Below are 24,423 nucleotides of genomic sequence, written 5' to 3' on the forward strand. Positions count from 1 at the left end.
GATATATTACATGATGACATGTCGCATTCAGGATGGCAAGACTTGCTGATATATCAGGATAGGGCGGCGAACATTGGGGATCAGCCGTTGCGGCGCGCCAAATGATGAACTCGATAACAGTTGGAGCGTTGGAGCGGGTGCGCGTCGGCGGCAGTCGCCGAAGGGATATCGCGCGTCGAGGATGGTGGATGCCGGCGGGCAGCGGCGATGCCGCCGGCCGGCCAGCTACTCGTGTCGCAGCGCTTCGATCGGGTTGAGCTGGGCCGCACGGCGTGCCGGAAAATAGCCGAAGACCATGCCGATTGCGGCGGAAAAACCGAAGGCCAGCGCGATGATCGAAGGACTGCTGACGAAGGGCACGTTCATGTAGGAGACTGCGCCATAGGCGAGACCGAGACCGAGGAGGATACCGATGATTCCCCCGGCGATCGACAGGGTCACCGCCTCTACGAGAAACTGCATCAGTACCTGTTGCTCCACCGCACCAATCGCCAGCCGGATGCCGATCTCACGGGTCCGTTCGGTCACGGAGACCAGCATGATGTTCATGATACCGATGCCGCCCACCAAGAGGCTGACGGCGGCAACCGCGCCGAGGAGGCCGGTCATGAGTGTTGTCGTTCCGGTCAGCGTCGAGGCCATCTGGGTCATGTCATTGACGGAAAAGTCGTCTTCGCGCCCGGCGATGATCTTGCGCCGCTCGCGCAACAGTCGCTCCACATTGGCCTGTATCTTCGAGGTCGAAACGCCGTCTTCGGCGGAGAGAACCATGCTCGACACTTCCGTCGAGCCGCCGATCCGCCGCTGGAAGACCTTGAGCGGCATCACCACGATGTCGTCCTGGTCGCTGCCCATGCCACTTTGGCCTTTCTTGACCAGCGTGCCAATGACCTCGCAGGACACGCTGCCGACGCGGATTTTCTGCTCCAGCGCCGGCGTGGAGCCGAAGAGCTCCTTGCGCACCGTCTCGCCAATGACGCAGACGGCCTGACCGCCGCGCTCCTCCGAAGCAAGAAAGCTGCGGCCCGTCGCGATGATCCAGTCCTGGGCGATGAAATAGTCATCTGTCGTTCCTGTTACGGTCGTCTGATGATTTTCGCCGCCGTAAATGACCATCTGGCTCGACTGGTTGACGCCGGCAACCGCGCGCAATCCTGCAATCTGTTCGCTGACCGCACGCACATCCCGCTCGTTGAACTTCTTCGCCTCTGCGCTGGCGCGCCCTGGGCCGAACTTTCCCGGACGGACAAACAGAAGATTGGTGCCGAGCTTGGAGATTTCCGCCGTTACCTGCGCCGTTGTGCCATTGCCGATCGTCACCATGGCGATGACGGCCGCGACCCCTATGACGACACCGAGAACGGTGAGGAAGGAACGCAGCATGTTGCGGCTGATGGCCCGAAGGGCAAGTTTCACGGTCTCAAAGAACATCGGCGGCGACCTTTCCATTCTGGCTGTCCGAATGCAGGCGGCCATCGAGGAAGCGCAAGTGGCGCTTGGCGTAGGCTGCTATGTCGTCCTCGTGCGTGACCATGATGACGGTGATACCGTGCTCCTTGTTCAGGCCCACGATCAGTTCCATGATTTCCTTGCTGGTCTTGGTATCGAGATTGCCAGTCGGTTCGTCGGCGAGCAGCACCTTGGGGCTGGTGACGATTGCCCGCGCGATCGCGACGCGCTGCTGCTGGCCACCCGACAGTTCCTGGGTCGTGTGGTGCTCGCGGCCGGTGAGTCCGACCTGGGTGAGGGCTATACTGGCCAGACGGCGGCGTTCGCCCGCCTCCATCCCGCGGTAGACGAGAGGTAGTTCCACGTTCTCGAGCGCCGAGGTGCGCGCGAGCAGGTTGAACCCCTGGAAGACGAAGCCGAGCATGTGGCGACGCAATAGCGTGTGCTGCCTGCGGTCGAGCCCGGACGTGCGTATACCCTGGAACAGATATTCTCCGGAACTCGGCGCGTCGAGACAGCCGATAATGTTCATCGCGGTCGACTTGCCGGAGCCGGAGGGGCCCATGATCGCGACGAATTCGTTCTTCTCGATGACCAGGTCAACGCCGTCGAGCGCGTGGATCGTCGCTTCGCCACGGCCGTAGGTCTTCGAGACCTGCTGGAATTCGATGAGGGGAGGGCCTGCCATGTCGCGCCCTTAGCCCTTCTTTGCCGTCGCGTCGATGATCAGCAGATCGCCTTCGGCGATGTCGCCCTTGGTGACGACGGTGTTCTGTCCGTCGCTGGCGCCGATCTCGATATTGACGGCTGTGGGAACGGCGTTCTTCATCAGCCAGACGGTGCGCTCGTTGCCCTCCGGTTCGGGCGCGCTGATCGATCCCATTCGTGGCGGGCGGAACAGGCTGAACATGCCGCCGCTGCTCGAACTGGTCTGCGTCACGCTTTCCGGCGGCGTGTAGCGCAGGGCGGCGTTGGGGAGGAGCAGGGCATCCGCGATCGACTGTACGACGATGTCGGCGGTCGCGGTCATGCCGGGGCGGAGAAGCATCCGGTCGTTCTCGACCTTGAGGATGCCCATGTAGGTCACCACGTCGTTGACGGTCTCGGAGGCGTAGCGCACCGATGTGATCTCCGCCGGGAATCGCATGTCGGAAAAGGCATCGACGGTGAAAGTCGCCGTCTGTCCGACATCTACCTGACCGACATCCGCCTCATCGATGTCGACCTGCAGTTCCATCTGCCTCAGGTCGCCGGCAATCTTGAAGAGGGTTGGCGCCTCAAGCGAGGCAGCAACCGTTGCGCCGGGATCGACGTTGCGCGACAGAACGACACCGTCGATCGGCGATACTATCGTTGCCTTTGAGAGATTGAGTCTGGCCTGTTCGAGTTCCGCTTCGGCGGAGAGCACATTGGCCTCGGCGCTCGCCTTGGTGGCCTCCGCCGCCTCGAAGGCGTATCCGGCCGCGTCCCGTTCCTGCTGGGTTGAGACCCTGCTGACAACGAGCGCCTTCAACCGGTCAAAGGTCGCCTTGGCCGACTTCATTTCCGCATCCGCCTTGGCGACGCTTGCCTTCGCGGCCAGAAGACTTGCCTCGGCACTTTTGACGTTGGCTTCAAGCTTGGCCGTATCAAGTCTGGCAACGACCTCGCCGCGGGCGACGGTGCTGTTGTAGTCGACCAGCACCTCCCGGATCGTTCCTGACTGTTCGCTCGACACGTCCACCTGGACGGTTGGCTCCACCGAGCCCGTAGCCGTGACGATTACGGTCAGGTCGCCCTTTTTCGCGGGAACAGTGGCATAGGTATAGGCGGTTGCCTGAGTGCTGTAGGACCAATAGGCATAGCCGCCGGCAATCAGCACGCCGGCGCCGAGTGCCCGCCATATCCACCGCGAGCGGCTTCCGCGTCTGTGCGAACTGCCAAGCAGTGCGGCCAGTTCGGCGCTTTCCTTGTCGAGTGCGGGGGATGGGGTCGTCACGGGGTCTTTGGTCATGTGTCGTCCATTTTCAGCCTTCGGTTTTCAAGTGTATTGTCGGAAATGCAGTGTTGTTGTTGACCGGTGTCAAGTCTCGACAAATTGCAGTTCCAAAATATCCCCGCCCAACCGACAGTTTTCGCTAACGGCTTGTTTCTCACAGGCTTCCCGGGAAGCGAAGTTAATTCTTGTTAATAGAGAAAATCAGGCCGACAGCCACGCTGGCAGTATTCAGGACTTCGGACCCGGCTGGGGCAGCGGATAACGGACCAGCGCGGTCAGGAGTGCGCCGAAGGCAAGGCAGTTGGTGACATGCCAGAGGAAGTGGGTGCCCGTCGGGACGATTGAGCATAGCGGAAGATCAAGGCTGCGGAAGATAAATGAGAGGACGAAGAGCGCAGTCGACAGCGTGATCAGGCGTAGGGAGGGATGTCTTTCCTTCCACACCATGCGGCCAGTCGCCAGGACGACGAAGATTGCTGGCAGGTATTGCGTCGAACCGCTGACCGTATCCCCGACCATTTGCGTGTCGCGCATCGAAAGCCCCAGTCCGGCGACGAAGACCAAAACGCCGGCCACAGTTGCCAATGGGAGCGCGAAGGGCGGGCGCAGCGACTTGCGCAACAAGGCTCCACCGAAGAGGGCTACAAAACCCCAGATCGGCAAGACGTCGGCCAATTCGGCCCAACGAGTCGCAAAAGTATGCCAGAGAAAGGAGCCGATCCCGATCGCCACCGCGAGCGCCATCAGCGTGATTAGGCCAGGGGAGATGGAACGGGTCCGCACGACATAAATGAGTGCGAGGAGGCTTAGGACGACGACGAGAAGACTGGAGCCTGCATTCAGAGGCTCGCCCCAAAAGCCCGGTTCCGTCCTTTCGCAATAGGCACCAGCAATCGGCGCATTCCAGTCGATTGTCATCACCGATACCAGCATAGCAATACGAGACGCGGGCTACCCTTTGTTGCCATCGCGACAATTCAGCCGAATTCATCGGCTGAGGACTTTTTCTTTGCGCATTAGAGGTAGCGTACTTATGATGTCAAGTTGGCGCATGAATAGTTCATGGTATGATTCGCATATTGAAAAAGTAAAATTCTGGCCAGACTCGTCTTTCGTTGTACTTACTGGGGCTTGCATGTACTTTAGGTTGAACTGCAGACGTCATCTGCGTCCTGAAAAATTTGAGCGCCGTGTATTCTTTGCTGCGGTCTGGTTCGTAACATTGATGGCTGTGGCAAGCCCGGCGGCGACTGCAGCTAATGTGAAGGGCGCGATCGGCGCAGTCGAGAAAATTCATGCCTTGACCGTCGCATCCGCGAGCGGCCCCGCCTCGAAGCTCGCACCCGTTCTCGAGCGCCACCTCGACCTCGGTGAGATAGCCCGGAAGGTTGCCGGCAAAGCCTGGGACAGCGCGAGCGAATCCGAGCGGCGCGATTTCCGGCTCGTCCTGCGTGATGTCATGGCCATCGAACTTGATCGCCGCATCCGTCCCGATGACCGGCTCCGGATCAACGACGCGAAACCGCTCGGTTCTCGGGACGTGGTTGTTCTGACTTCGCAGATCCGGCGTGACGGCAGCGCGCGACGCCTTGACTGGAAAATGCGGCCGTGCGGCGGTTCTTTCTGCCTTTTTGATCTCGTTGGTAACGGTGCGTCGTTCACGGTCGCCCGGCGCGACGATTATGCCGCGCGGCTCAATGCACTCGGCGGCTCGCTGGCGGCGCTGACCCGGAGCCTGCGTGCCGAGCGTGACGGCCAGAACTGAAAGCCCCTCCATGTCGCACCTGGTCGAACTGCGTCATTGCCGCCGTGTCTATGACAATGGCCGCATTATTGCCCTCGATGACGTTTCCTTCTTCGTGTCACGCGGAGATTTCATCGCCGTGACTGGCCCTAGCGGTAGCGGCAAATCAACTCTGCTCGACGTGCTCTGCGGGCTCGAGGAACCAAGTGACGGCGAAGTCCTGTTCGACGGCGAGGTCGTGCGCGGAAGGTCAGATTGGGCGCGCATCCGCTCAGAGCGGATCGGTTTCATCTTCCAGTCCTTCTACCTGATCCCGTCGTTGACCGTGGCGGAGAACATCGAACTCGCCATGCTGTGGCAGGGAATTTCTGCCCGCGTCCGGCGCGAGCGGGTGACGGAACTACTCGAGCGGCTGGGTCTCGGCGCACGCGGTCGCCAGCATCCGCTGCAGCTTTCGGGCGGCGAGCGGCAACGGGTCGCGATCGCGCGCGCGCTTGCAAATCGTCCGGAGCTTATCGTCGCCGACGAGCCGACCGGCAGCCTCGACAGCCGGTCGAGCGCCGACATCATCGATCTGCTCGAAGACCTCCAGCGAAACGCGGCGATCACCGTGGTCATCGTCACCCATGACCGGATGATCGCCGATCGTTGCGACCGGCGGGTTGAACTGGTCGACGGCCGTATCGTCTCCGACCTTCGCCGCCAGTCTGTATCCGAGGCAACTACATGAACTTGCTCACCTTGCCCGCCCGCAATCTCTTGTCCCAGAAGCTGCGCTCGACGCTGACCGTGCTCGGTATAGCAGTGGCCGTGGGAAGTTTCGTCGCGTTGACCGGTCTGACGCGCGGTCTTCAGGACAGTTATGCGCAGGGCGTCGGCGATGTCGGCGGAGACTATGTCGTCAGCCAGCGGGGCACCTACAGCCTCGTCAGCAGTTCTATTTCGCAGGAACTCGTCGCCAGGCTCGATGCTGTGCCGGGGGTCGAGGAGGCGGCCGGTATCGTACTGTCGATCGCCGCGGTTGACGACGAGGCGAATATCTTCGTCACGGGCTGGCCGGACGGCAGCTTTCTATGGCCCTCGCTGGTGCTCGCAGAGGGGGCCCCGCCGGTTAGTGACCGCGAGGTCGTGCTTGGGCGTACCGTTGCGGAAGCGCTCGGCAAGACTGTCGGCGACGAGATTCTGATCCAGTACGAGCCCTTTCGGATTACGGGCATTTCAGTTCCGGATTCGGTTTTCAACCAGAACGTCGCGGTGGCCCGGCTTTCCGGCCTGCAGGAATTGCTCGGCCGCCCGGCCAGCGTTTCGCTGGTGCAGATCCGTCTGACGCGCCCGGTTGACCCCGGGAAGGCTGCGGCGACCAAAGCGGCGCTCGCGCAGGTTTCGCCCACGATCGAGGTCAGCGACAGCGCCGAGTTCACGGAAAACATGGACTTCGTCAAGACGGTCGACGCCATCACCTCGGCGGTGTCGCTGGTGATGATCCTTGCTTCGTCGATTCTGGTGGCAAACACGCTGCTGATGTCGGTTTCGGAACGGGTGCAGGAATTCGGCATTCTCGCCGCGATCGGCTGGACGCCCGCCCGCATTCGCCTGCTCGTGGTGGTCGAGGGATTGATGATGTGCCTGATCGGCAGCGTGATCGGCGTCGGCCTCGGGGTTGCGGCGATGCACCTCGTGTCCTGGCTGCGGATTTCGGCAGGCCTGCTCGAGCCCTATCTCAGCCTCGGTATCGTCAGCGAGGCCATGTTCTGGGTGATGGCGGTCGGCCCGCTGGCGGCACTTTATCCCGCATGGCGGGTAACGCGGGCGGCGCCGTCCGCCGCGCTGCGGGGCAGCCGCTGACGCTCCACGTTTTATTTGTGGTCGGCTTCGAACCCTTCCCCTAAGCTGTGCGTTCATGCAGCGCTGCAGTGAAGAGCCGGAGGTCGAGCTTGCGCGTCGCGAAATTTGTCCTGATCGGCTTGGTCATGTTCGCCCTGGCGTCCTGGGTCACCGTCTATGTCTACGGGCGGTTTGCCGTACAGGCGAGGGGGGCGCCCTCTCAGGCGCTGCCCGTTGCGGAGAATGTGACTGATCTCGACCGCGCCGTCGCAGCGCAGACGGCTGAACATCCCGACATGTCTGGCCTCAGGCTCGTCTCCGACAATATCGAGGCCTTCGCCGTCAGGGCCCATGTCGCGCGCGCCACCGGCCGCAGCCTCGATCTCCAATACTACTATTGGCGCGACGACCTGACCGGGGGGTTGCTCGGCCGGGAGATCCTGGCTGCGGCCGATCGCGGTGTCCGGGTGCGCCTGCTGCTGGACGACATCAACTCGCGGGACGGGGACGACGTCTATTCGGCCTATGACAGCCACCCAAACATCGAGATCAGGTTGTTCAACCCGGCCATGAGCCGTGACAGTGCATTGAGGCGGGGCCTGGAAATGATTCTCCGGGCTGTGACGGTTACGCGCCGCATGCACAACAAGGCCTTCATCGGCGATGGCCGGGTGGCGATCGTCGGCGGGCGCAATGTCGGCGACGCCTATTTCGGCGCCTCCGACACCGCCAATTTCCGCGATCTCGACGTTGCCATGGTGGGGCCAGCGGTTGACGAGACGGCGGCGATCTTCGATCGCTTCTGGAACAGCCCGGTGGTGCTGCCGATCCGCAGCCTGTCGGACCCGGAACACCGCAGCCTTGCCAAGCTGCGGACGAGGCTAGAGGACATGGCCGCGAGCGAGCCGGCGCAGCTTTACCTCTCGCGCCTTGACAGTCTCGCGGGCGCAGCCGCGGCACGGGCCGCTGAGCCACCGTTCCACTGGACACCGCATGTGGACGTGGTTTCAGACCCGCCTGAAAAGGTTTTCGATGTCGGGCAGCAGAGCTGGCTCAATCAGACGATCGATCCGGCCATCAACTCGGCGACCGGGAATGTAGAGATCACCTCGCCCTATTTCATCCCCGGGGACGAAGGGGTCTCCATGCTCCGCCGTCTGGTCGCGCGCGGGGTGCAAGTGTCTGTGCTCACCAATTCGCTCGCCGCGACAGACGTCGCCGCCGTACACGGCGCCTATGCACCCTACAGGAAGAGCCTGCTGGAGAGTGGCGTCGGTCTGTTCGAGCTCAGGGCGGAGGGCGCGCCGGGCCGCATTTCGTTGTTCGGGTCGAGCAATGCAAGCCTCCACACCAAGGCCTTTACCGTCGATGACCGGACCGGCTTCATCGGTTCGTTCAACTTCGATCCGCGGTCGATTTCGCTCAACACGGAAATGGGGGTGCTGTTCAGCGACCCGCAATTGACCGCCGAGGTGCGCCGCGAATTCGCCACCCATATCGGGCCGAGTCACAGCTATCGCCTTGTCCTGGAAGACGGCACGCTCACCTGGAAAGGTGAAGCGGGTGTTGCGCCGGAATACAACGAGCCGGGGGCAAGCTATTGGCGCAGGTTCGTCGCGACATTGATCGGATTCTTGCCGGTCGAATCGCAGTTGTGAGGGAGAATGGTGGTGAGAGCGCAGGGGTTCGAACCCTGGACCTACTGATTAAAAGTCAGTTGCTCTACCGGCTGAGCTACGCTCTCCCAATGGGGGACAAGGCGTCCCCGTGGAAGTGAGGGTTACATAGGCAGGTGCCCTTTGCGGGTCAACCGAAATTTTTCGCGACCACGCGCAAGGGTCGGCTCAATTGTCGCAGCGAACGGAAAGGTGATTGGCAACCGAGGGGGGAGAGCGCTAGGAAGGCGCCACAAGGCCGCAAATGGAGTTCCCTTCGTGTCGATTGCCGAGATTTCGCTGCTCAGCGCGCTTTTCGCCGGGGCGCTTTCCTTTCTCTCGCCTTGCGTCCTGCCGCTCGTTCCGCCCTATCTCTGCTACATGGCGGGGATTTCGGTCGAGCAGTTCCGTGGCGGCGGGGTCGCTGCGCAGGACCGTCAGGCGCGCCGCGCGGTCATGTTGTCTGCGCTTGCCTTCACACTCGGCTTTGCCACCGTGTTCGTGGCGCTGGGTGCCGGTGCCTCGACCATCGGCACGATTCTGCGCCAGCACCTCGATCTTCTCGCCAAGATCGGCGGCGTGATCATCATCATCATGGGGCTGAATTTTCTCGGGGTGTTCCGAATCGGCCTCCTGTCGCGCGAGATGCGCATTTCCGGCGGCGGCAAGCCGGCGACGTTGTCGGGCGCCTATGTCATGGGCCTTGCCTTCGCCTTCGGCTGGACGCCCTGCATCGGCCCGGTGCTCGGCGCGATCCTCGGCGTTGCCGCTGCACGTGAAACGGTCGGTGAGGGGGCCATGCTGCTGGCCGTCTATTCGCTCGGGCTCGCGGTTCCCTTCTGGATTGCCGCCGCATTCTCCGGTGCCTTCATGCGGTTCCTCACGCGCTTCCGCAAGCATCTCGGCGTCGTGGAAAAGGTCATGGGCGGGCTGCTGGTGCTCACCGGCCTTGCCTTCATCTTCGGTTTCGTCGCCGATATGGCGATTTGGTTCCAGCAGACCTTTCCAATCCTGTCGCAAATCGGCTAAGGCCGAAGGCAATGGGTCGTATGCGAACGGCCCTTTGGCGCGAGGAGTGGCGGCTTGGGAGACATTATCGCACTGGTGCTGCCGTTCTTCGGGCTGATCCTGATCGGCTATGTTTCCGGCCGAATTACCCGGCAGCCGGCGGAAGCGCTCGGATGGCTCAACTTCTTCGTCATCTACATCGCGCTCCCTTCGCTGTTCTTCAAGCTGGTGTCGCGCACGCCGATCGAGGAACTGACCCGGATCGACTTCATCGCCGCGTCGCTCGCCGCCACCTATACGATCTTTGTTCTTGTGTTCCTGATCGGCCGTTTCGTCCGTGGCAATTCGATTCCGGACTGCACGATCCAGGCGCTGGCCGGCGCCTATGGCAATATCGGATATATGGGGCCTGGCCTTGCGCTTCTCGCTTTCGGGGAAGCCGCGGCGGTCCCGGTGGCGCTGGTCTTCTGCTTCGAGAATGCCGCCCATTTCATCGCCGCGCCGGCGTTGATGGCGTTGGCCGGCGGTGACGACAGGCCGCGTTCCCGCGTGGCGCTCGATGTCGTGAAGAAGATCGCCTATCATCCGTTCATAATCGCGACCGCGATCGGCTTTTTGGCCGCTGGCCTGCAATTCGAACCGCCGCTCGCCCTGCAACGGCTGATCGACTATCTCGCCCAGGCGGCGGCTCCTTGCGCGCTGTTTGCCATGGGCGTGACGCTCGCGCTTCGACCGCTGAAGCGCATTCCCGCCGAGATCGGCTATATCGTGCCAATCAAGCTGCTGCTTCATCCGCTGCTGGTCTATGTCGTGCTCGGGCTGGTCGGCAATTTCGATCCGCTGTGGATCTTCACCGCCGTGCTGCTCGCCTCGCTGCCGACGGCGACCAATGTGTTCGTCATCGGCCAGCAATACGGCGTCTGGCAGGAGCGCGCCTCGGCCACCATCCTGATCACCACGGTGCTGTCGGTGCTGTCTGTCTCAGGCCTGCTCTACGCCATCACCAACGGCATCCTACCGCCGGATCTTTTCCCGTAGGAAATCCGGGAACGAAGTCAGCGCCCGCCCGGGCGCAACACCTTCCTGCATCACCAGATGGCGAAGCGGCGCGACACTGGAGAGCACCTGCAGGCCCGCCGCCCGCAGTATCTGCACCGGCAGGAGGCCCGACAGCAGCGAGCGATTGAGCAGGTCGACGCTCGCCGTGCGGCTGATCACGTCGACGCGGCGCTTGCGGTCGAAGCGATCTCCTGCCTCAGCGGGGATCGGCTGGCCGCTCCGGTCGCACAGGATTTCCTCGAGCGCTGCGATGTCGCGCAGGCTCAGGTTCAGACCCTGCGCGCCGATCGGCGGGAAGGCATGGCCGGCCTCGCCGATGAAGGCGGCGCGACCCTTGCCGTAGCGATTGGCAGTCATCCCGGACAGCGGCCAGGCTTGCACCCCGTCTTCGACCGAAACCTTGCCCAGCATGGATTGCATCCGGCACTCGACCGCCAGCGACAACTCTTCTTTCGTCAGCGAAAGCAGTCGGTCGGCCTTTTTCGGATCGACGACCCAGACGAGACTGGAGCGCTGACCGGGAAGCGGAACCTGGGTGAAAGGTCCGCTTTCGCCATGGAATTCGGTCGAGGTGTTCCGGTGCGGAACGCTATGGGCGAAGTTCACGACGACCGCCGTCTGGGGATAGGACCAGGTCTTGACGCCGATACCGGCGCTTTCCCTAACCAGCGACCTGCGCCCATCCGCGCCGACGACGAAAGCGGCGTCCAGGCTCTCGCCCCCCTCAAGCGTAACCACCACCTTATTCGGACCAACGGCGATGTCTTTGGCGGCGACGGCGAAGAGCGTGATGTTGGGCTCGGCGGCGACGGCGTCGGCTAGAACCTTTAGCAGGGCGCTGTTGGGCATGTTGTAGCCGAAGGCGTCCAGTCCAATCTCCGCGCTGCGAAAGGCGACGACCGGCGCGCGCAGCAGCCGGTTCGTGCCGTCGATGATCTGCATCGTGGAGAGGGCCGCTGCTGCGGGGCGCACGGCCTCCCACAGGCCGAGCCGTTCCATCATCCTGATCGACTGGTCCATCAGGGCGGTGGTGCGACTGTCCTCTTCGCCGGGCCTGGGCGCGACAAGGCCGACGCGTCGACCGCCGCGGGCAAGCGCGATGGCGGCTATGGAGCCCGCAAGCCCGCCGCCGACCACGGCGATATCAAAATCTCTCATGTCACGCACCTCTGCTATTTCGACCCTATTTAGAGCGCGCAGCGGCGGAAATCCATAAGCCGAATTGGCGCAGCTCGTTTGACGGCGCGCGACAGGGAGGCGTAATTCTGTTCATCCTTTGCCTACGCAGTTGCAAAACATGCGGTTTCGGTCGATACGAAAACGGAGGGTGAAGAACGGGGCAAAAACCGCAGATGAAGATCTTCAATTATCGGCGCGTGCCTTACGCGGAAATCCGTGCCTTCTCCGTCCATATCCTGACAGCCTCCGGTTCCTTCCTCGCTTTTCTCGGCGTGGTCGCGGCTGCAGAGCATCGTTTCGTCGATATGTTCTGGTGGCTGGGCCTTGCGCTTTTGGTCGATGGCATCGACGGTCCGATCGCCCGCAAGGTTCGGGTCAAGGAGGTCCTGCCCAACTGGTCGGGCGACACGCTCGACAACATCATCGACTATGTCACCTACGTGCTGCTGCCGGCCTTCGCGCTCTATCAGAGCGGCATGATCGGCGAGCCATGGTCCTTCGTGGCTGCGGGGCTGATCGTGGTGTCTAGCGCGATCTACTATGCCGACATGGGCATGAAGACCGACGAATACTTTTTCTCCGGCTTTCCGGTCGTATGGAACATGGTGGTTTTCACCCTGTTCGTGATCGATGCCAACGCGACGACGGCGCTGGTCGTGGTAATCGCCTCGGTCATCCTCACCTTTCTTCCGATCCATTTCCTCCATCCGGTCCGCGTCCAACGCCTTCGGCCGGTCAATCTTGCCGTGTTTTTTCTTTGGTGCGCCCTTGGCGGCTATGCGCTGCTCATGCATTTCCAGATCCCCGACTGGCTAAGCTTGGTCTTTGTCGCAACCGGTATCTATCTCTACGTCATCGGCGGGGTGCTGCAGATGTTCCCCTCGCTCGGCAAGAGCTAGGCCTGAATGCCTCAACGGTGTGCAAGTGCAAAAAAGTTGCAGGGGTCGGTTGCCGGATGGCGCAAAGCGCGTATCAATACCCTCTTGTCGCTTGAACGGTACGCTTGGGGGCTGCGGTGCGAGCGCGAGAGGAAATAGTGCCGAAGGGTGACATGACGAAGGCTGAACCACTTCTTGCCGTCGAGGGACTGACCAAACTATTCGGCAGCTTTGCCGCCTGCGACGGCATCGACCTTGAGATTGGCCACGGCGAGATCCATGCGCTGCTCGGCGAAAACGGTGCCGGCAAGTCGACGCTGGTCAAGATGCTGTTTGGCATCCTTGCGCCAAGTTCGGGGCGTGTGCTCTGGGAGGGGCAGCCCCGGGACATCGTTTCGCCAGCGGCCGCCCGCAAGCTCGGCATCGGCATGGTTTTCCAGCATTTTTCCCTATTCGAGGCACTGACAGTCGCCGAGAACATTGCCCTTGCGCTGGATGAGACGATCTCGATTGACAAGCTTTCCCAGAAAGCCGCCGAGCTCTCCAGGGCCTATGGGCTGCCGCTCGACCCTGCAGCCCATGTCGCGGACCTATCGGTTGGCGAGCGCCAGCGGATCGAAATTGTCCGGGCGCTGCTGCAAAACCCCAAGCTCATCATTCTCGATGAGCCGACCTCCGTGCTGACGCCGCAGGAGGCCGACCGGTTGTTCGAGACGCTATTCAAGCTCAAGGCCGAGGGCCGTTCGGTCCTCTATATCAGTCACCGGCTCGAGGAGGTGCAGCGCATCTGCGATAGGGCCACCGTGCTTCGCCATGGCAAGGTGACGGGGACCTGTGATCCTCGCAAAGAGACAGCCCCTTCGCTCGCCCGCATGATGGTCGGCGGCGAGGTGGCAGGCGTGATGCGGGACGAGGAGGCGACGACAGGGGACGTCCAGTTGGAAGTGCGCCATCTCAACCTGCGTCCACGTACGCCCTTTGGCATGCCGCTCAGGGATCTGTCGCTGAGTGTCAGGGCGGGGGAGGTGTTGGCGATCGCTGGAGTGGCGGGTAACGGCCAGGGCGAACTCTTTGATGCGCTGTCGGGCGAATATACCAGTCCAGACAATGACGCTGTGCGCATTCGCGGACGCTCGGTCGGGCGTCTCGGCATTACCGGTCGGCGCCTGCTGGGCGCTGGCTTCGTTCCCGAGGAGCGCAACGGCCACGGCGCCGTCTCGACTCTGCCGCTGTCTGACAATCTTCTACTCGCGCGCAACCAGTCCGATGCCAAGGCTTTTCTGTCCGGCGGGGGGCTGCAACTGATCCGCCACGACACGGTGAGAACCGCGTCGCTACGTATCTGTGAGGCAATGGACGTCCGCATGAGCGGCAGCGATCCGTTGGCTGGTTCTCTCTCGGGCGGCAACCTGCAAAAGTTTATCGTTGGCCGCGAACTCGACCGCCAGCCGGCGGTGCTCGTCGTCAACCAGCCGACCTGGGGCGTCGACGCGGGAGCCGCGAGCCGTATCCGTCAGGCGCTCGTCAATCTGGCGCGTGCCGGTTCTGCCGTCGTGGTGATCAGCCAGGATCTCGACGAAATCTTCGAGGTGGCAACGGCGATCGCGGCGATATCGGAAGGGCGGTTGTCTGAGATCTATCCGGCAGCAACGATGACGCGCGAGAAGATCGGCCTCCTGATGGGCGGTATGCATGGTTTGGAGACGGCGAATGCGCATTGAACTCGAACGCCGCCCTGGTATGTCGGGCTTCTTCGCGATCGTATCGCCGCTCATCGCGCTGCTGCTGACCGTCGTTTTTGGCGGCATCATGTTCGCCATGCTCGGCAAGGATCCGGTCGATGCGCTCTACAGCTTTTTTATCGAGCCGCTGCTCGAGGTCTGGTCATTGCATGAACTGGCGATCAAGGCGGCGCCTCTGATCCTGATCGGCGTTGGCCTCTCCGTGGCCTACCGCTCGAACAACTGGAACATCGGGGCGGAGGGGCAGTTCACCATTGGCGCCATTTCCGGCTCGTTCCTGCCGGTGGTGTTTTACGAATGGCATTCGCCGCTCCTTCTGCCGCTGATGATGATCATGGGCATGGTCGGCGGTGCGCTTTATGCCGCGATCCCGGCATTGTTGAAGACCCGCTTCAACACCAATGAAATCCTGACCAGCCTGATGCTGGTCTATATCGCCCAGCTCTTCCTCGACTGGCTGGTGCGTGGCCTGTGGCGCGATCCGGCCGGCTACAATTTCCCGCAGAGCCGGGCCTTCGTCACGGAAGCCGTGCTGCCGGAAATGCTGGCCTCCGGCCGCGCGCATTACGGTTTCGCCTTCGCCATCATCGCAGCAATCGGTGTGTGGTTCATGATGCGCTACATGCTGAAGGGGTTCCAGGTCGTTGTGCTCGGCCAATCGGAACGGGCAGGGCGGTTCGCCGGCTTTTCGTCGCGGGGCATGGTGTGGTTCTCCATGCTGTTTTCCGGCGCTCTCGCCGGGCTTGCCGGTATTTCCGAAGTGTCCGGCTCGATCGGCCACCTGCAGCCGTCAATCTCGCCGGGTTATGGGTTCACGGCGATTATCGTTGCCTTCCTCGGCCGCCTCAATCCGCTCGGTATCATCGCCTCCGGCCTGGTTCTAGCATTGACCTATCTCGGGGGTGAAGGCGCCCAGCTGTCGATCGGCGTCTCCGACAAGGTGACGCGCGTTTTCCAGGGCCTGCTGCTGTTCTTCGTCCTGTCCTGCGACACGCTGATCCATTACCGCGTCAAACTCCTGTTCGGCAAAGGCCGGGCAGTGCTCGGGGGAGCCGCCCGATGATCATCGAAGCCATCCTGCTAACCGTGATCACGGCGTCCACGCCGCTCGTCATCGCGGCCATGGGCGAGCTTGTCAGTGAGCGGTCCGGCGTGCTCAACCTCGGGGTCGAGGGGATGATGATCATCGGTGCGGTCTGCGCCTTCGCGGTTGCGCAGATGAGTGGATCGCCACTGGTCGGCGTGGGCGCGGGCATAGTCGGCGGCGCCGCGTTCTCGCTGCTCTTTGCCTTCCTGACCCTGTCGCTGGTGGCAAACCAGGTGGCCACAGGCCTCGCGCTCACCATTCTCGGCCTTGGCGTCTCGGGCATGCTGGGTGAGAGCTTTGTTGGCGTTCCAGGCGTCAAGCTTCAGCCGATCACCATTCCGCTTCTCGCCGATATTCCCTTTCTCGGGCCTCTGCTGTTCAAGCAGGATCTCATCTTCTACCTCTCCATCCTGCTGGTCGTCGGCGTGAACTGGTTCCTGTTCCGCACACGTTCGGGCCTGAAACTCAGGGCGATCGGCGACAATCATGGATCGGCGCATACGCTCGGCATTCATGTCATTCGAACCCGCTATCTCGCCGTTCTTTTCGGCGGCGCCTGCGCCGGGCTTGCCGGCGCCCAGTTGTCGCTCGTCTACACGCCGCAATGGGTGGAGAACATGTCGGCGGGGCGCGGCTGGATCGCGCTGGCGCTGGTGGTTTTCGCCTCCTGGCGCCCCTGGCGGCTGCTTGCCGGTGGCTATCTATTCGGCGCCGTCACGATCGGCCAGTTGCATGCCCAGGCGTTCGGCCTTGGTTTGCCCTCGCAATTTCTTTCAGCGCTACCCTATGCCGCGACCATTGTGGTCCTCGTCATAATCTCCCAAAATCGGCGCACAACGCTGATCAATACTCCGGCCTCGCTCGGCAAACCGTTCGTGCCGGACCGCTAAGTCAGAAATCTTTATCAACAACCAGAAGGGGTTACCCATGAAAAAGTCACTCATCACACTGGCTGCAAGCGCCGCAGTTCTCGTCGGATTTGCGGCTTCAGCTCAGGCCGAGGACAAGGCGAAGATCTGCTTCGTCTATGTCGGCACCACTACCGACGGCGGCTGGACCCAGGCTCACGATATCGGCCGCCAGCAACTGCAGGCCCATTTCGGTGACAAGATCGAGACGCCTTATCTCGAAAGCGTTCCGGAAGGTCCTGACGCCGAGCGCGCCATCGAGCGGCTTGCCCGCTCCGACTGCAAGCTGATCTACACCACCTCATTCGGCTTCATGGACGCGACCATCAAGGTCGCCGCCAAGTTCCCCGACGTGAAGTTCGAGCATGCCACCGGATTCAAGTCCGCCGACAATGTTGCGACCTACAATGCCCGTTTCTACGAGGGTCGGTATATTCAGGGCGTGATCGCCGCGAAGCTGTCTGAAAAGGGCGTCGCCGGCTACATCGCCTCCTTCCCGATTCCGGAAGTGGTCATGGGTATCAATTCGTTCATGCACGGCGCGCAGTCGGTCAATCCCGACTTCAAGGTCAAGGTTGTCTGGGCCAACACCTGGTTCGACCCCGGCAAGGAAGCCGATGCGGCCAAGGCACTGATCGACCAGGGCGTCGACATCCTGACGCAGCACACCGATACGACGGCTCCCATGCAGGTTGCCGCCGAGCGTGGCATCAAGGCTTTCGGCCAGGCATCTGACATGATCAAGGCTGGTCCGGAAACACAGCTGACGGCGATTGTCGACACATGGGGCGCCTATTACATCAAGCGCACCCAGGCGATCCTCGACGGCAGCTGGAAGTCGGAACAGATCTGGGACGGCCTGAAGGACGGCATCCTGACCATGGCGCCATACACCAACATGCCGGATGACGTTAAGGCCTTGGCGCAGGACATCGAATCCAAGATCAAGTCCGGCGAACTGCATCCCTTCACCGGCCCGATCAAGAAGCAGGACGGCACCGACTGGCTGACGGACGGCGAGAAAGCCGACGATGGCACACTGCTCGGCATGAACTTCTACATCGCAGGCGTTGACGACAAGCTGCCGCAATAATTCGTTCTGCAATGATTTTTGAGAAGGGCGTCGCGGTTCGGCGCCCTTTTTGCTGTTTGTTCCCCGTGTGCCTTGCTGCTATGAGACGGACAAACAACAACATTCTCAAATCTCGTGCCACTCGCTGGGAGTAACCATGAGCCGCAGCTGTCTCGCCGTCATCCTCGCCGCAGGCGAGAGCACCCGAATGAAATCGTCCATGTCCAAGGTGCTGCATCCTGTGGCCGGCCTGCCGATGATTGCCCATGTGATGAACGCCATCGCTTCGTCGGGCATCACCGACGTTGCGCTGGTTGTCGGACGGGACACCGAAAAGGTCGTCAAGGCCGGGAGCATCGCCGGCGTCAACGTCAGCCCCTTTCTTCAGACCGAACGCCTTGGTACCGGCCATGCGGTTCTCGCTGCACGCGAGGCAATCGCCCTTGGCTATGATGACGTTCTCGTCGCCTATGGCGATGTGCCGCTGATCACCTCGGAACCGCTGATAGCTGCGCGCGCAGCTCTGGCGAATGGCCATGACGTAGCTGTGATCGGTTTTCACACGGCCAATCCGACAGGCTACGGCCGCCTCCTCGTCAAGGATGGAGAACTGGTGGCGATCCGCGAAGAACGTGATGCAAGCGAAGCAGAGCGGGCAGTGACTTGGTGCAATAGCGGCCTGATGGCAATCAACGGACGCAGGGCCCTGGATTTGCTCACCCGCATCGGCAATGCCAATGCCAAGGGCGAGTATTATCTCACAGACATCGTGGAAATCGCCCGCGCGCTCGGCGGGCGCACTGTTGCCGTCGACGCTCCAGAGGAACAACTGACCGGCTGCAACAATCGCGCCGAACTTGCCGTGCTCGAACGGCTCTGGCAGGAGCGGCGCCGGCAGGAACTCATGGTTTCGGGTGTCTCGATGATCGCGCCGGAGACAGTCTTCCTCAGCCACGACACCCAGATTGCCCAGGATGCGCTGATCGAGCCCAACGTGGTCTTCGGCCCGGGCGTCACCGTCGAAGGTGGCGCCGTTATTCACGCCTTTTCACATCTCGAAGGTGCCCATGTTGCGAGCGGTGCAACCGTCGGACCCTTCGCCCGGTTGCGCCCCGGCGCAAATCTTGCAACCGGATCCAAGGTCGGCAATTTCTGCGAGGTCAAGAAGGCCGAGATTGGCGAGGGCGCGAAGGTCAACCACCTGACCTATATCGGCGACGCCTTCATCGGCGCCCATGCCAATATCGGCGCCGGCACCATCACCTGCAACTACGACGGCGTGAACAAACACGTGACGCGGATCGGGGAAAGGGCTTTCATCGGCTCCAACAGCGCGCTTGTCGCACCTGTCACGGTCGGCGACGGCGCCTTCGTTGCCTCCGGCAGCGTCATTACCGAGGATGTGCCCGCCGATGCGCTGGCGCTCGGCCGCGCCCGCCAGGAAATCAAGCCGGAACGGGCCAAGGCGATCCGCGCTCGCAACGAAGCGATCAAGGCATCTCGCAGCGCGAAATCCTGATTGCTGCAGTTGCGTAACGCGGCGAAACCGAATGTGACCGGCGCGCGCATTGCGCAAATCGGCAAAACCATTAGGACTGGCGCCAGGATGAAGCCAGACGGAGATCTCTATGTGCGGCATTGTCGGTATTGTCGGTAACCAACCGGTGGCGGGTCGCCTGGTTGATGCGCTGAGGCGGCTCGAATATCGGGGCTATGATTCCGCAGGGGTCGCCACGATCCACGACCGTGTGATGGATCGCCGCCGCGCCGAGGGCAAGCTGTTCAACCTGGAAAAGAAGCTCGACGCCGAGCCGCTCGCAGGCACGATCGGCATTGCCCACACCCGCTGGGCGACCCATGGCGTGCCGAACGAGACGAACGCCCATCCGCATTTCGTCGACGGCGTTGCCGTCGTCCACAACGGCATCATCGAGAACTTCTCCGAGTTGCGCGACGAGCTGACGGCCGAGGGCGCGGTGTTCACCACCCAGACCGACACCGAGATCGTCGCCCAGCTGATCGCCAAGTACCGCCGCAAGGGCCTCGACAATCGCGCCGCCATGCTCGCCATGCTGAACCATGTCAAGGGCGCCTATGCGCTGGTGGTGATGTTCGCCGACGATCCGGACACCATCATGGCGGCCCGCTTCGGGCCTCCGCTCGCCGTCGGCTTCGGCAAGGGCGAGATGTTCCTCGGCTCGGACGCGATTGCGCTGGCACCTTTCACCAACGAGATCGCCTATCTGGTCGACGGCGACTGCGCCATCATTCACCGCAATGGCGCGGAGATCATCGATTTTTCCGGCAATCCGGTCGAGCGCGCGCACCAGATCTCCCAGGCGACCGCCTTCGTGGTCGACAAAGGCAATCACCGCCATTTCATGGAAAAGGAAATCTACGAGCAGCCCGAGGTCATCTCGCACGCGCTGTCGCATTATGTCGATTTCCATAGCCATACGGTGAAGCCAATCAACGAAGCGATCGATTTCAAGGGGCTGCGCGGCCTTGCGATCTCCGCCTGCGGTACCGCCTATCTCGCCGGGCTGGTCGGCAAGTATTGGTTCGAGCGTTATGCTCGCCTGCCGGTCGAAAATGACGTCGCATCCGAGTTCCGCTACCGCGAAATGCCGCTGTCGAAGGACCAGGCGGCCCTGTTCATTTCGCAATCGGGCGAAACTGCCGATACGCTCGCCTCGCTGCGCTACTGCCACGACGAGGGCCTGAAGATCGGGGCCATCGTCAACGTCAGGGAATCGACCATCGCCCGCGAGGCTGATGCCATCTTCCCGATCCTCGCCGGCCCGGAGATCGGCGTTGCCTCGACCAAAGCGTTTACCTGCCAGCTCGCCGTTCTCGCCTCGCTGGCGATCGCCGCCGGCAAGGCGCGCGGCACGATCTCGGCGGATGACGAAAGGCAGTTGGTCAAGAGCCTGGCCGAGATGCCGCGCATCATGAGCCAGGTGCTGAACGCCATCCAGCCGCAGATGGAGGCTCTGGCGCGGGACCTGTCGAAATACAAGGACGTGCTCTATCTCGGGCGCGGCACCAGCTATCCGCTGGCCATGGAAGGGGCGCTGAAGCTCAAGGAAATCTCCTATATCCACGCCGAAGGCTATGCCGCTGGCGAGCTGAAGCACGGCCCGATCGCGCTGATCGACGAGAACATGCCGGTCATCGTCATTGCCCCGCACGACCGCTTCTTCGAGAAGACCGTGTCGAACATGCAGGAAGTGGCCGCCCGCGGTGGCAGGATCATCTTCATCACCGACGAGAAAGGCGCCGCCGCCTCCAAGCTGGAAACCATGGCGACCATTATCCTTCCGAATGTCGCGGAGATCATCGCGCCGATGGTCTTCTCGTTGCCGATCCAGCTGCTCGCCTATCACACCGCCGTATTCATGGGCACTGATGTCGACCAACCGCGCAATCTGGCAAAATCGGTGACCGTCGAATGAGGATCCGGCCGGAAGCGCCGGGGGACGAAGCGGCCATCGGCGCACTCACCGCGGCGGCTTTCACCGGCCATCCGCATAGCGACGGGACGGAGCCGCTGATCATCGAGCGGCTGCGGCGGCTCGGCATGCTCACTCTTTCGTTGGTCGCCGAGGACGGGGCCGAGATCGTCGGCCATGTCGCCTTCTCACCTGTGACGCTGTCGGGCGGCGATAGCGGTTGGTACGGTCTCGGACCGGTATCCGTCGCACCCGGTCGGCAGAAGAGCGGCATCGGCTCAGCGCTGATCCGGGAGGGCCTTGGCGTGCTCAAGGCACAAGGGGCTTCGGGTTGCGCACTGGTGGGCGACCCGGCCTATTATAATCGCTTCGGATTCGTTGTCCGCCGGGAGTTGCAGACGACCGGCGTGCCTCCGGAATTTTTCCTCGTGCTGACCTTGCACGGCGAAGTTCCGTCCGGCATTGTCGCCTTCCATCCGGCATTCTTCGGCGACGCAGAATAGGGTCGATATGACGAACGGCAGTCTCGAGCGCATCTCGCTGGCGACACGTATCCGGATAAATTTCCTGACCGGACTGATCATCTGTGCACCGATCGCCATCACCGTCTGGCTGACCTGGTCCTTTATCCATTGGGCGGACAGCTGGGTGAAGCCGTACATTCCCAACCGCTATAATCCGGAGAGCTATCTCCAATTCGCCATTCCGGGATTCGGCCTGCTGATCGCGCTCACGACGATCACACTGATCGGTTTCCTCGGCAAGAACCTGATCGGTCGTTCAATCGTCGCCTATAGCGAGTCGATTCTGCACCGCATGCCGCTGGTACGTACCGTCTACAAGAGCACCAAGCAAATCTTCGAGACCGTGCTGAAGGAGCAGTCGAGTTCGTTCAAGAAGGTCGGGCTGATCGAATTTCCGTCTCCCGGCACTTGGGCGCTCGTCTTCGTCTCGACCGACGCTAAGGGCGAGATTGCCGCGAAACTGGGCGAAGACGGCGAGGAGATGGTGGCGGTGTTCCTGGCGCCGACGCCCGTGCCGACCGCCGGCTTCCTGATGTTCGTTCCGCGGAGCAAGTTGCGGCTTCTCGACATGTCGCCGGAAGAGGGCGTGAAGCTCTTGATCTCGGCTGGTCTTGTGACACCGGAGTACAAGGCCGCCGCCACCGAAGATGCAGCGACCGTCGTTACCCCGCCCTAAGGAACCTGATCGCCTCGTCGCGGCGATGCAGGTAGAGCAGCGTGCGTACGGCCTCGCCACGCGGGCTCATGAGGTCAGGATCGCGTTCGAGCAGGTAGGCGGCATCCTTGCGGGCGATTTCCAGCAGGTCGGCATGGGCCTCGAGGCTGGCGATGCGGAAACCTGGCGTGCCGGACTGTCGCGTTCCCAGCAATTCGCCTTCGCCGCGCAGCTTCAGGTCCTCCTCGGCGATCAGGAAACCGTCCTCGCTGTCGCGCAGGATCGACAGGCGCGCCTTGCCGGTCTCGCCTAGCGGCCCCTTGTAGAGCAGGATGCAGGAGGATGCCTCGTCGCCGCGCCCGACGCGGCCGCGCAACTGGTGCAGCTGGGCAAGGCCGAAGCGCTCGGCATGCTCGATCACCATGATCGTCGCGTCCGGCACGTCGACGCCGACCTCGACGACGGTGGTGGCGACGAGGAGCCGCGTCTCGCCGTTCTTGAAGGCGAGCATGGCCGCATCCTTCTCCAGTCCGCTCATCCGGCCGTGCACAAGGCCGATCGGCGCGCCGATCGCCTTTTCGAGAACGGCAAAGCGCTCTTCGGCCGACATCAGTTCGGACACGTCGGATTCCTCGACCAGCGGGCAGATCCAGTAGGCCTTCTTGCCATCGGCGACGGCGGCGCGAAGCCGTTCGACGATCTCGCCGGTGCGCTCGCTCGGCACCGTCACCGTCTGGATCGGCTTTCGCCCGGCCGGCTTTTCGGTCAGCTTGGAGACATCCATGTCGCCAAAGGCGGCCAGCACCAGCGTGCGGGGAATGGGTGTGGCCGTCATCACCAGCATGTGCGGGGAGATGCCCTTGGCGGTCAGGCGGAGGCGCTGGTGCACGCCGAAACGGTGCTGCTCATCGACGACGGCCAGCACGAGGTTGCTGTAGTTCACCGTGTCCTGGAAGAGCGCATGGGTGCCGATGATGATCTGCGCCTCTCCGGACGCGATCCGCTCGGTGATCGCCTCGCGCTCCTTGCCCTTGGTGCGGCCCGTCAGCACCTCGACCTTGAGGCCGGCGCTCGCGGCAAATTTCGAGATTGTCGCATGGTGCTGGCGCGCCAGGATTTCGGTCGGCGCCATCAGCACCGCCTGGCCACCGCTCTCGACGGCCGCCGCCATGGCGAGCAGGGCGACCAGCGTCTTGCCGGCGCCGACGTCGCCCTGCAGCAGCCGCAGCATGCGCGTGTCGGAGGCCATGTCCTTCAAAATGTCGGCGATCGCGAGCGTCTGGCTTCCGGTCGGTGAGAAGGGCAGGGCAGCGAGGATCTTGCCCGAGATCTCGCCGGTTGCCTTGACCGGCGAGCCCGGCACCTTTCGCAGCTTCTGCCGCACCAGCGCGAGCGATACCTGGCCTGCGAGGAATTCGTCATAGGCGAGCCGGCGCCGCGCCGGCGCCTGCGGATCGACGTCCATTTCGTCGCGCGGATGATGCAGGTCAACAAAACTCTGGCGGATGCTCGGAAATCCCTGCCGGGTGACGAGCGCCGGATCCGCCCATTCGGGCAATTCCGGTACCCGCTCCACCGCATGCTCGATCTGCTTGCGCAGCACCTTGGGCGAAAGCCCGGCGGTCAGCGGATAGACCGGCTCGACCAGCGGCATGTTCTCCGCCTCGCTCGCCTTCACCATCAGGTCCGGATGCACCATGGATGGCCGGCCGTTGAACCAGTCAACCTTGCCCGACACGATGATCGTCTCTTCGACGGGCAAGGCCTTGTCCAGCCAGTTGCCCTTGACGCGGAAGAAGGTGAGCGCCAGCTCTCCGGTCTCGTCGTGCAGGAAGACGCGGTAGGGCAGGCTGGACTTGCCGGGCGGCGGCGGCTGGTGGCGGTCGACCCGTCCGGTGATCGTCACGATCGCGCCCTGTTGGGCGAGCGCAATGCCCGGCTGGTTGCGCCGGTCGATCAGCCGGAAGGGGGCGAGGAAGAGCAGGTCGACGACGCGGGCGTCCTCGGCATCCTCGCGGCCCAGCAGGCCCGCCAGCAATTGCGCAAGCTTCGGCCCGACGCCGGACAGCGAAGCGACGGAAGCAAACAGGGGGTCGAGAAGCGTTGGCCGCATGATGGCTGGCAAAATGCGCCGAGAATTACCGGCTTGGCAAGGCTGACAAGCGGCTGGGACGGCGCTATAGAGGCGCATCAACAGGAAGGTGATTGC

The 24,423-nt window shown here is 62.5% G+C and carries 21 protein-coding genes and 1 tRNA gene; 15 read left to right on the top strand and 7 right to left on the bottom strand.

Features of this window, described 5'->3' with window-relative positions:
- Positions 1-225: 225 nt before the first annotated feature.
- The 4 genes from ACWPVA_RS06100 to ACWPVA_RS06115 all read right to left on the bottom strand — a co-directional run bounded on the left by ACWPVA_RS06100 (position 226) and on the right by ACWPVA_RS06115 (position 4,345).
- Complete coding sequence (locus tag ACWPVA_RS06100) at positions 226-1,431, bottom strand: ABC transporter permease (protein ID WP_454286831.1); 1,206 nt, start codon at positions 1,429-1,431, stop codon at positions 226-228.
- Positions 1,421-2,137, bottom strand: coding sequence for an ABC transporter ATP-binding protein (locus tag ACWPVA_RS06105; RefSeq protein WP_454286832.1), 717 nt, complete (start codon positions 2,135-2,137; stop codon positions 1,421-1,423). The genes ACWPVA_RS06100 and ACWPVA_RS06105 overlap by 11 nt, the downstream gene beginning before the upstream one ends.
- Positions 2,138-2,146: 9 nt before the next feature.
- Entirely contained in the window at positions 2,147-3,442 is a 1,296-nt protein-coding gene (locus ACWPVA_RS06110) for an efflux RND transporter periplasmic adaptor subunit (protein WP_454286833.1), read from the bottom strand.
- A gap of 213 nt (positions 3,443-3,655) precedes the next feature.
- Entirely contained in the window at positions 3,656-4,345 is a 690-nt protein-coding gene (locus tag ACWPVA_RS06115; RefSeq protein ID WP_454286834.1) for a ceramidase domain-containing protein, read from the bottom strand.
- 307 nt (positions 4,346-4,652) lie between these two features.
- Between ACWPVA_RS06115 and ACWPVA_RS06120 the strand changes: the two genes are divergently transcribed.
- From ACWPVA_RS06120 to ACWPVA_RS06135, 4 genes are all read left to right on the top strand, one after another.
- Positions 4,653-5,192, top strand: a complete 540-nt coding sequence (locus ACWPVA_RS06120) for an ABC transporter substrate-binding protein (protein WP_454286835.1) — start codon at positions 4,653-4,655, stop codon at positions 5,190-5,192.
- Entirely contained in the window at positions 5,167-5,901 is a 735-nt protein-coding gene (locus tag ACWPVA_RS06125) for an ABC transporter ATP-binding protein (RefSeq protein WP_454286836.1), read from the top strand. The genes ACWPVA_RS06120 and ACWPVA_RS06125 overlap by 26 nt, the downstream gene beginning before the upstream one ends.
- On the top strand, positions 5,898-7,016 hold the full coding sequence (locus ACWPVA_RS06130) for an ABC transporter permease (RefSeq protein ID WP_454286837.1): 1,119 nt from the start codon (positions 5,898-5,900) through the stop codon (positions 7,014-7,016). The genes ACWPVA_RS06125 and ACWPVA_RS06130 overlap by 4 nt, the downstream gene beginning before the upstream one ends.
- Positions 7,017-7,141: 125 nt before the next feature.
- Entirely contained in the window at positions 7,142-8,653 is a 1,512-nt protein-coding gene (locus ACWPVA_RS06135) for a phospholipase D-like domain-containing protein (RefSeq protein WP_454289542.1), read from the top strand.
- A gap of 10 nt (positions 8,654-8,663) precedes the next feature.
- On the opposite strand, the gene ACWPVA_RS06140 is transcribed toward ACWPVA_RS06135, so the two are convergent.
- Positions 8,664-8,739 (bottom strand) — tRNA-Lys (locus ACWPVA_RS06140).
- Positions 8,740-8,929: 190 nt separating this feature from the next.
- On the opposite strand from ACWPVA_RS06140, the gene ACWPVA_RS06145 reads away from it, so the two are divergent.
- Positions 8,930-9,679, top strand: a complete 750-nt coding sequence (locus ACWPVA_RS06145) for a cytochrome c biogenesis CcdA family protein (RefSeq protein ID WP_454286838.1) — start codon at positions 8,930-8,932, stop codon at positions 9,677-9,679.
- 54 nt (positions 9,680-9,733) lie between these two features.
- Positions 9,734-10,696, top strand: coding sequence for an AEC family transporter (locus tag ACWPVA_RS06150; RefSeq protein WP_454286839.1), 963 nt, complete (start codon positions 9,734-9,736; stop codon positions 10,694-10,696).
- Here the strand turns inward: ACWPVA_RS06150 and ACWPVA_RS06155 are convergent.
- On the bottom strand, positions 10,673-11,875 hold the full coding sequence (locus ACWPVA_RS06155) for a UbiH/UbiF family hydroxylase (RefSeq protein WP_454286840.1): 1,203 nt from the start codon (positions 11,873-11,875) through the stop codon (positions 10,673-10,675). The two genes, ACWPVA_RS06150 and ACWPVA_RS06155, sit on opposite strands and share 24 nt — an antisense overlap.
- 194 nt (positions 11,876-12,069) lie before the next feature.
- On the opposite strand from ACWPVA_RS06155, the gene pcsA reads away from it, so the two are divergent.
- The 9 genes from pcsA (at position 12,070) to ACWPVA_RS06200 (ending at position 22,235) form a co-directional block, all read left to right on the top strand.
- The gene (pcsA, locus tag ACWPVA_RS06160) at positions 12,070-12,795 is read left to right on the top strand and encodes a phosphatidylcholine synthase (protein ID WP_454286841.1); all 726 of its coding nucleotides are present in this window, start codon (positions 12,070-12,072) and stop codon (positions 12,793-12,795) included.
- Between the two features lie 152 nt (positions 12,796-12,947).
- Entirely contained in the window at positions 12,948-14,495 is a 1,548-nt protein-coding gene (locus tag ACWPVA_RS06165; protein ID WP_454286842.1) for an ABC transporter ATP-binding protein, read from the top strand.
- Positions 14,485-15,579 (top strand): ABC transporter permease, encoded by a 1,095-nt coding sequence (locus ACWPVA_RS06170; RefSeq protein ID WP_454286843.1) that lies wholly within the window; start codon positions 14,485-14,487, stop codon positions 15,577-15,579. Before ACWPVA_RS06165 ends, ACWPVA_RS06170 begins: the two co-directional genes overlap by 11 nt.
- Entirely contained in the window at positions 15,576-16,493 is a 918-nt protein-coding gene (locus ACWPVA_RS06175; protein WP_454286844.1) for an ABC transporter permease, read from the top strand. Before ACWPVA_RS06170 ends, ACWPVA_RS06175 begins: the two co-directional genes overlap by 4 nt.
- Positions 16,494-16,530: 37 nt before the next feature.
- Positions 16,531-17,604 (top strand): BMP family ABC transporter substrate-binding protein, encoded by a 1,074-nt coding sequence (locus ACWPVA_RS06180; RefSeq protein ID WP_454286845.1) that lies wholly within the window; start codon positions 16,531-16,533, stop codon positions 17,602-17,604.
- A gap of 136 nt (positions 17,605-17,740) precedes the next feature.
- The gene (gene glmU, locus ACWPVA_RS06185) at positions 17,741-19,102 is read left to right on the top strand and encodes a bifunctional UDP-N-acetylglucosamine diphosphorylase/glucosamine-1-phosphate N-acetyltransferase GlmU (RefSeq protein WP_454286846.1); all 1,362 of its coding nucleotides are present in this window, start codon (positions 17,741-17,743) and stop codon (positions 19,100-19,102) included.
- Positions 19,103-19,211: 109 nt separating this feature from the next.
- Complete coding sequence (glmS, locus tag ACWPVA_RS06190; RefSeq protein ID WP_454286847.1) at positions 19,212-21,038, top strand: glutamine--fructose-6-phosphate transaminase (isomerizing); 1,827 nt, start codon at positions 19,212-19,214, stop codon at positions 21,036-21,038.
- Positions 21,035-21,538 carry a GNAT family N-acetyltransferase gene (locus ACWPVA_RS06195; protein ID WP_454286848.1) on the top strand — a complete coding sequence of 168 codons (504 nt, stop codon included), beginning with the start codon at positions 21,035-21,037 and terminating at the stop codon, positions 21,536-21,538. Before glmS ends, ACWPVA_RS06195 begins: the two co-directional genes overlap by 4 nt.
- 7 nt (positions 21,539-21,545) lie before the next feature.
- The gene (locus ACWPVA_RS06200; RefSeq protein ID WP_454286849.1) at positions 21,546-22,235 is read left to right on the top strand and encodes a DUF502 domain-containing protein; all 690 of its coding nucleotides are present in this window, start codon (positions 21,546-21,548) and stop codon (positions 22,233-22,235) included.
- On the opposite strand, the gene recG is transcribed toward ACWPVA_RS06200, so the two are convergent.
- Complete coding sequence (recG, locus tag ACWPVA_RS06205; RefSeq protein ID WP_454286850.1) at positions 22,222-24,327, bottom strand: ATP-dependent DNA helicase RecG; 2,106 nt, start codon at positions 24,325-24,327, stop codon at positions 22,222-22,224. The genes ACWPVA_RS06200 and recG overlap by 14 nt on opposite strands.
- Positions 24,328-24,423 lie beyond the last annotated feature (96 nt).

Source organism: Rhizobium arsenicireducens, from assembly GCF_964021225.1.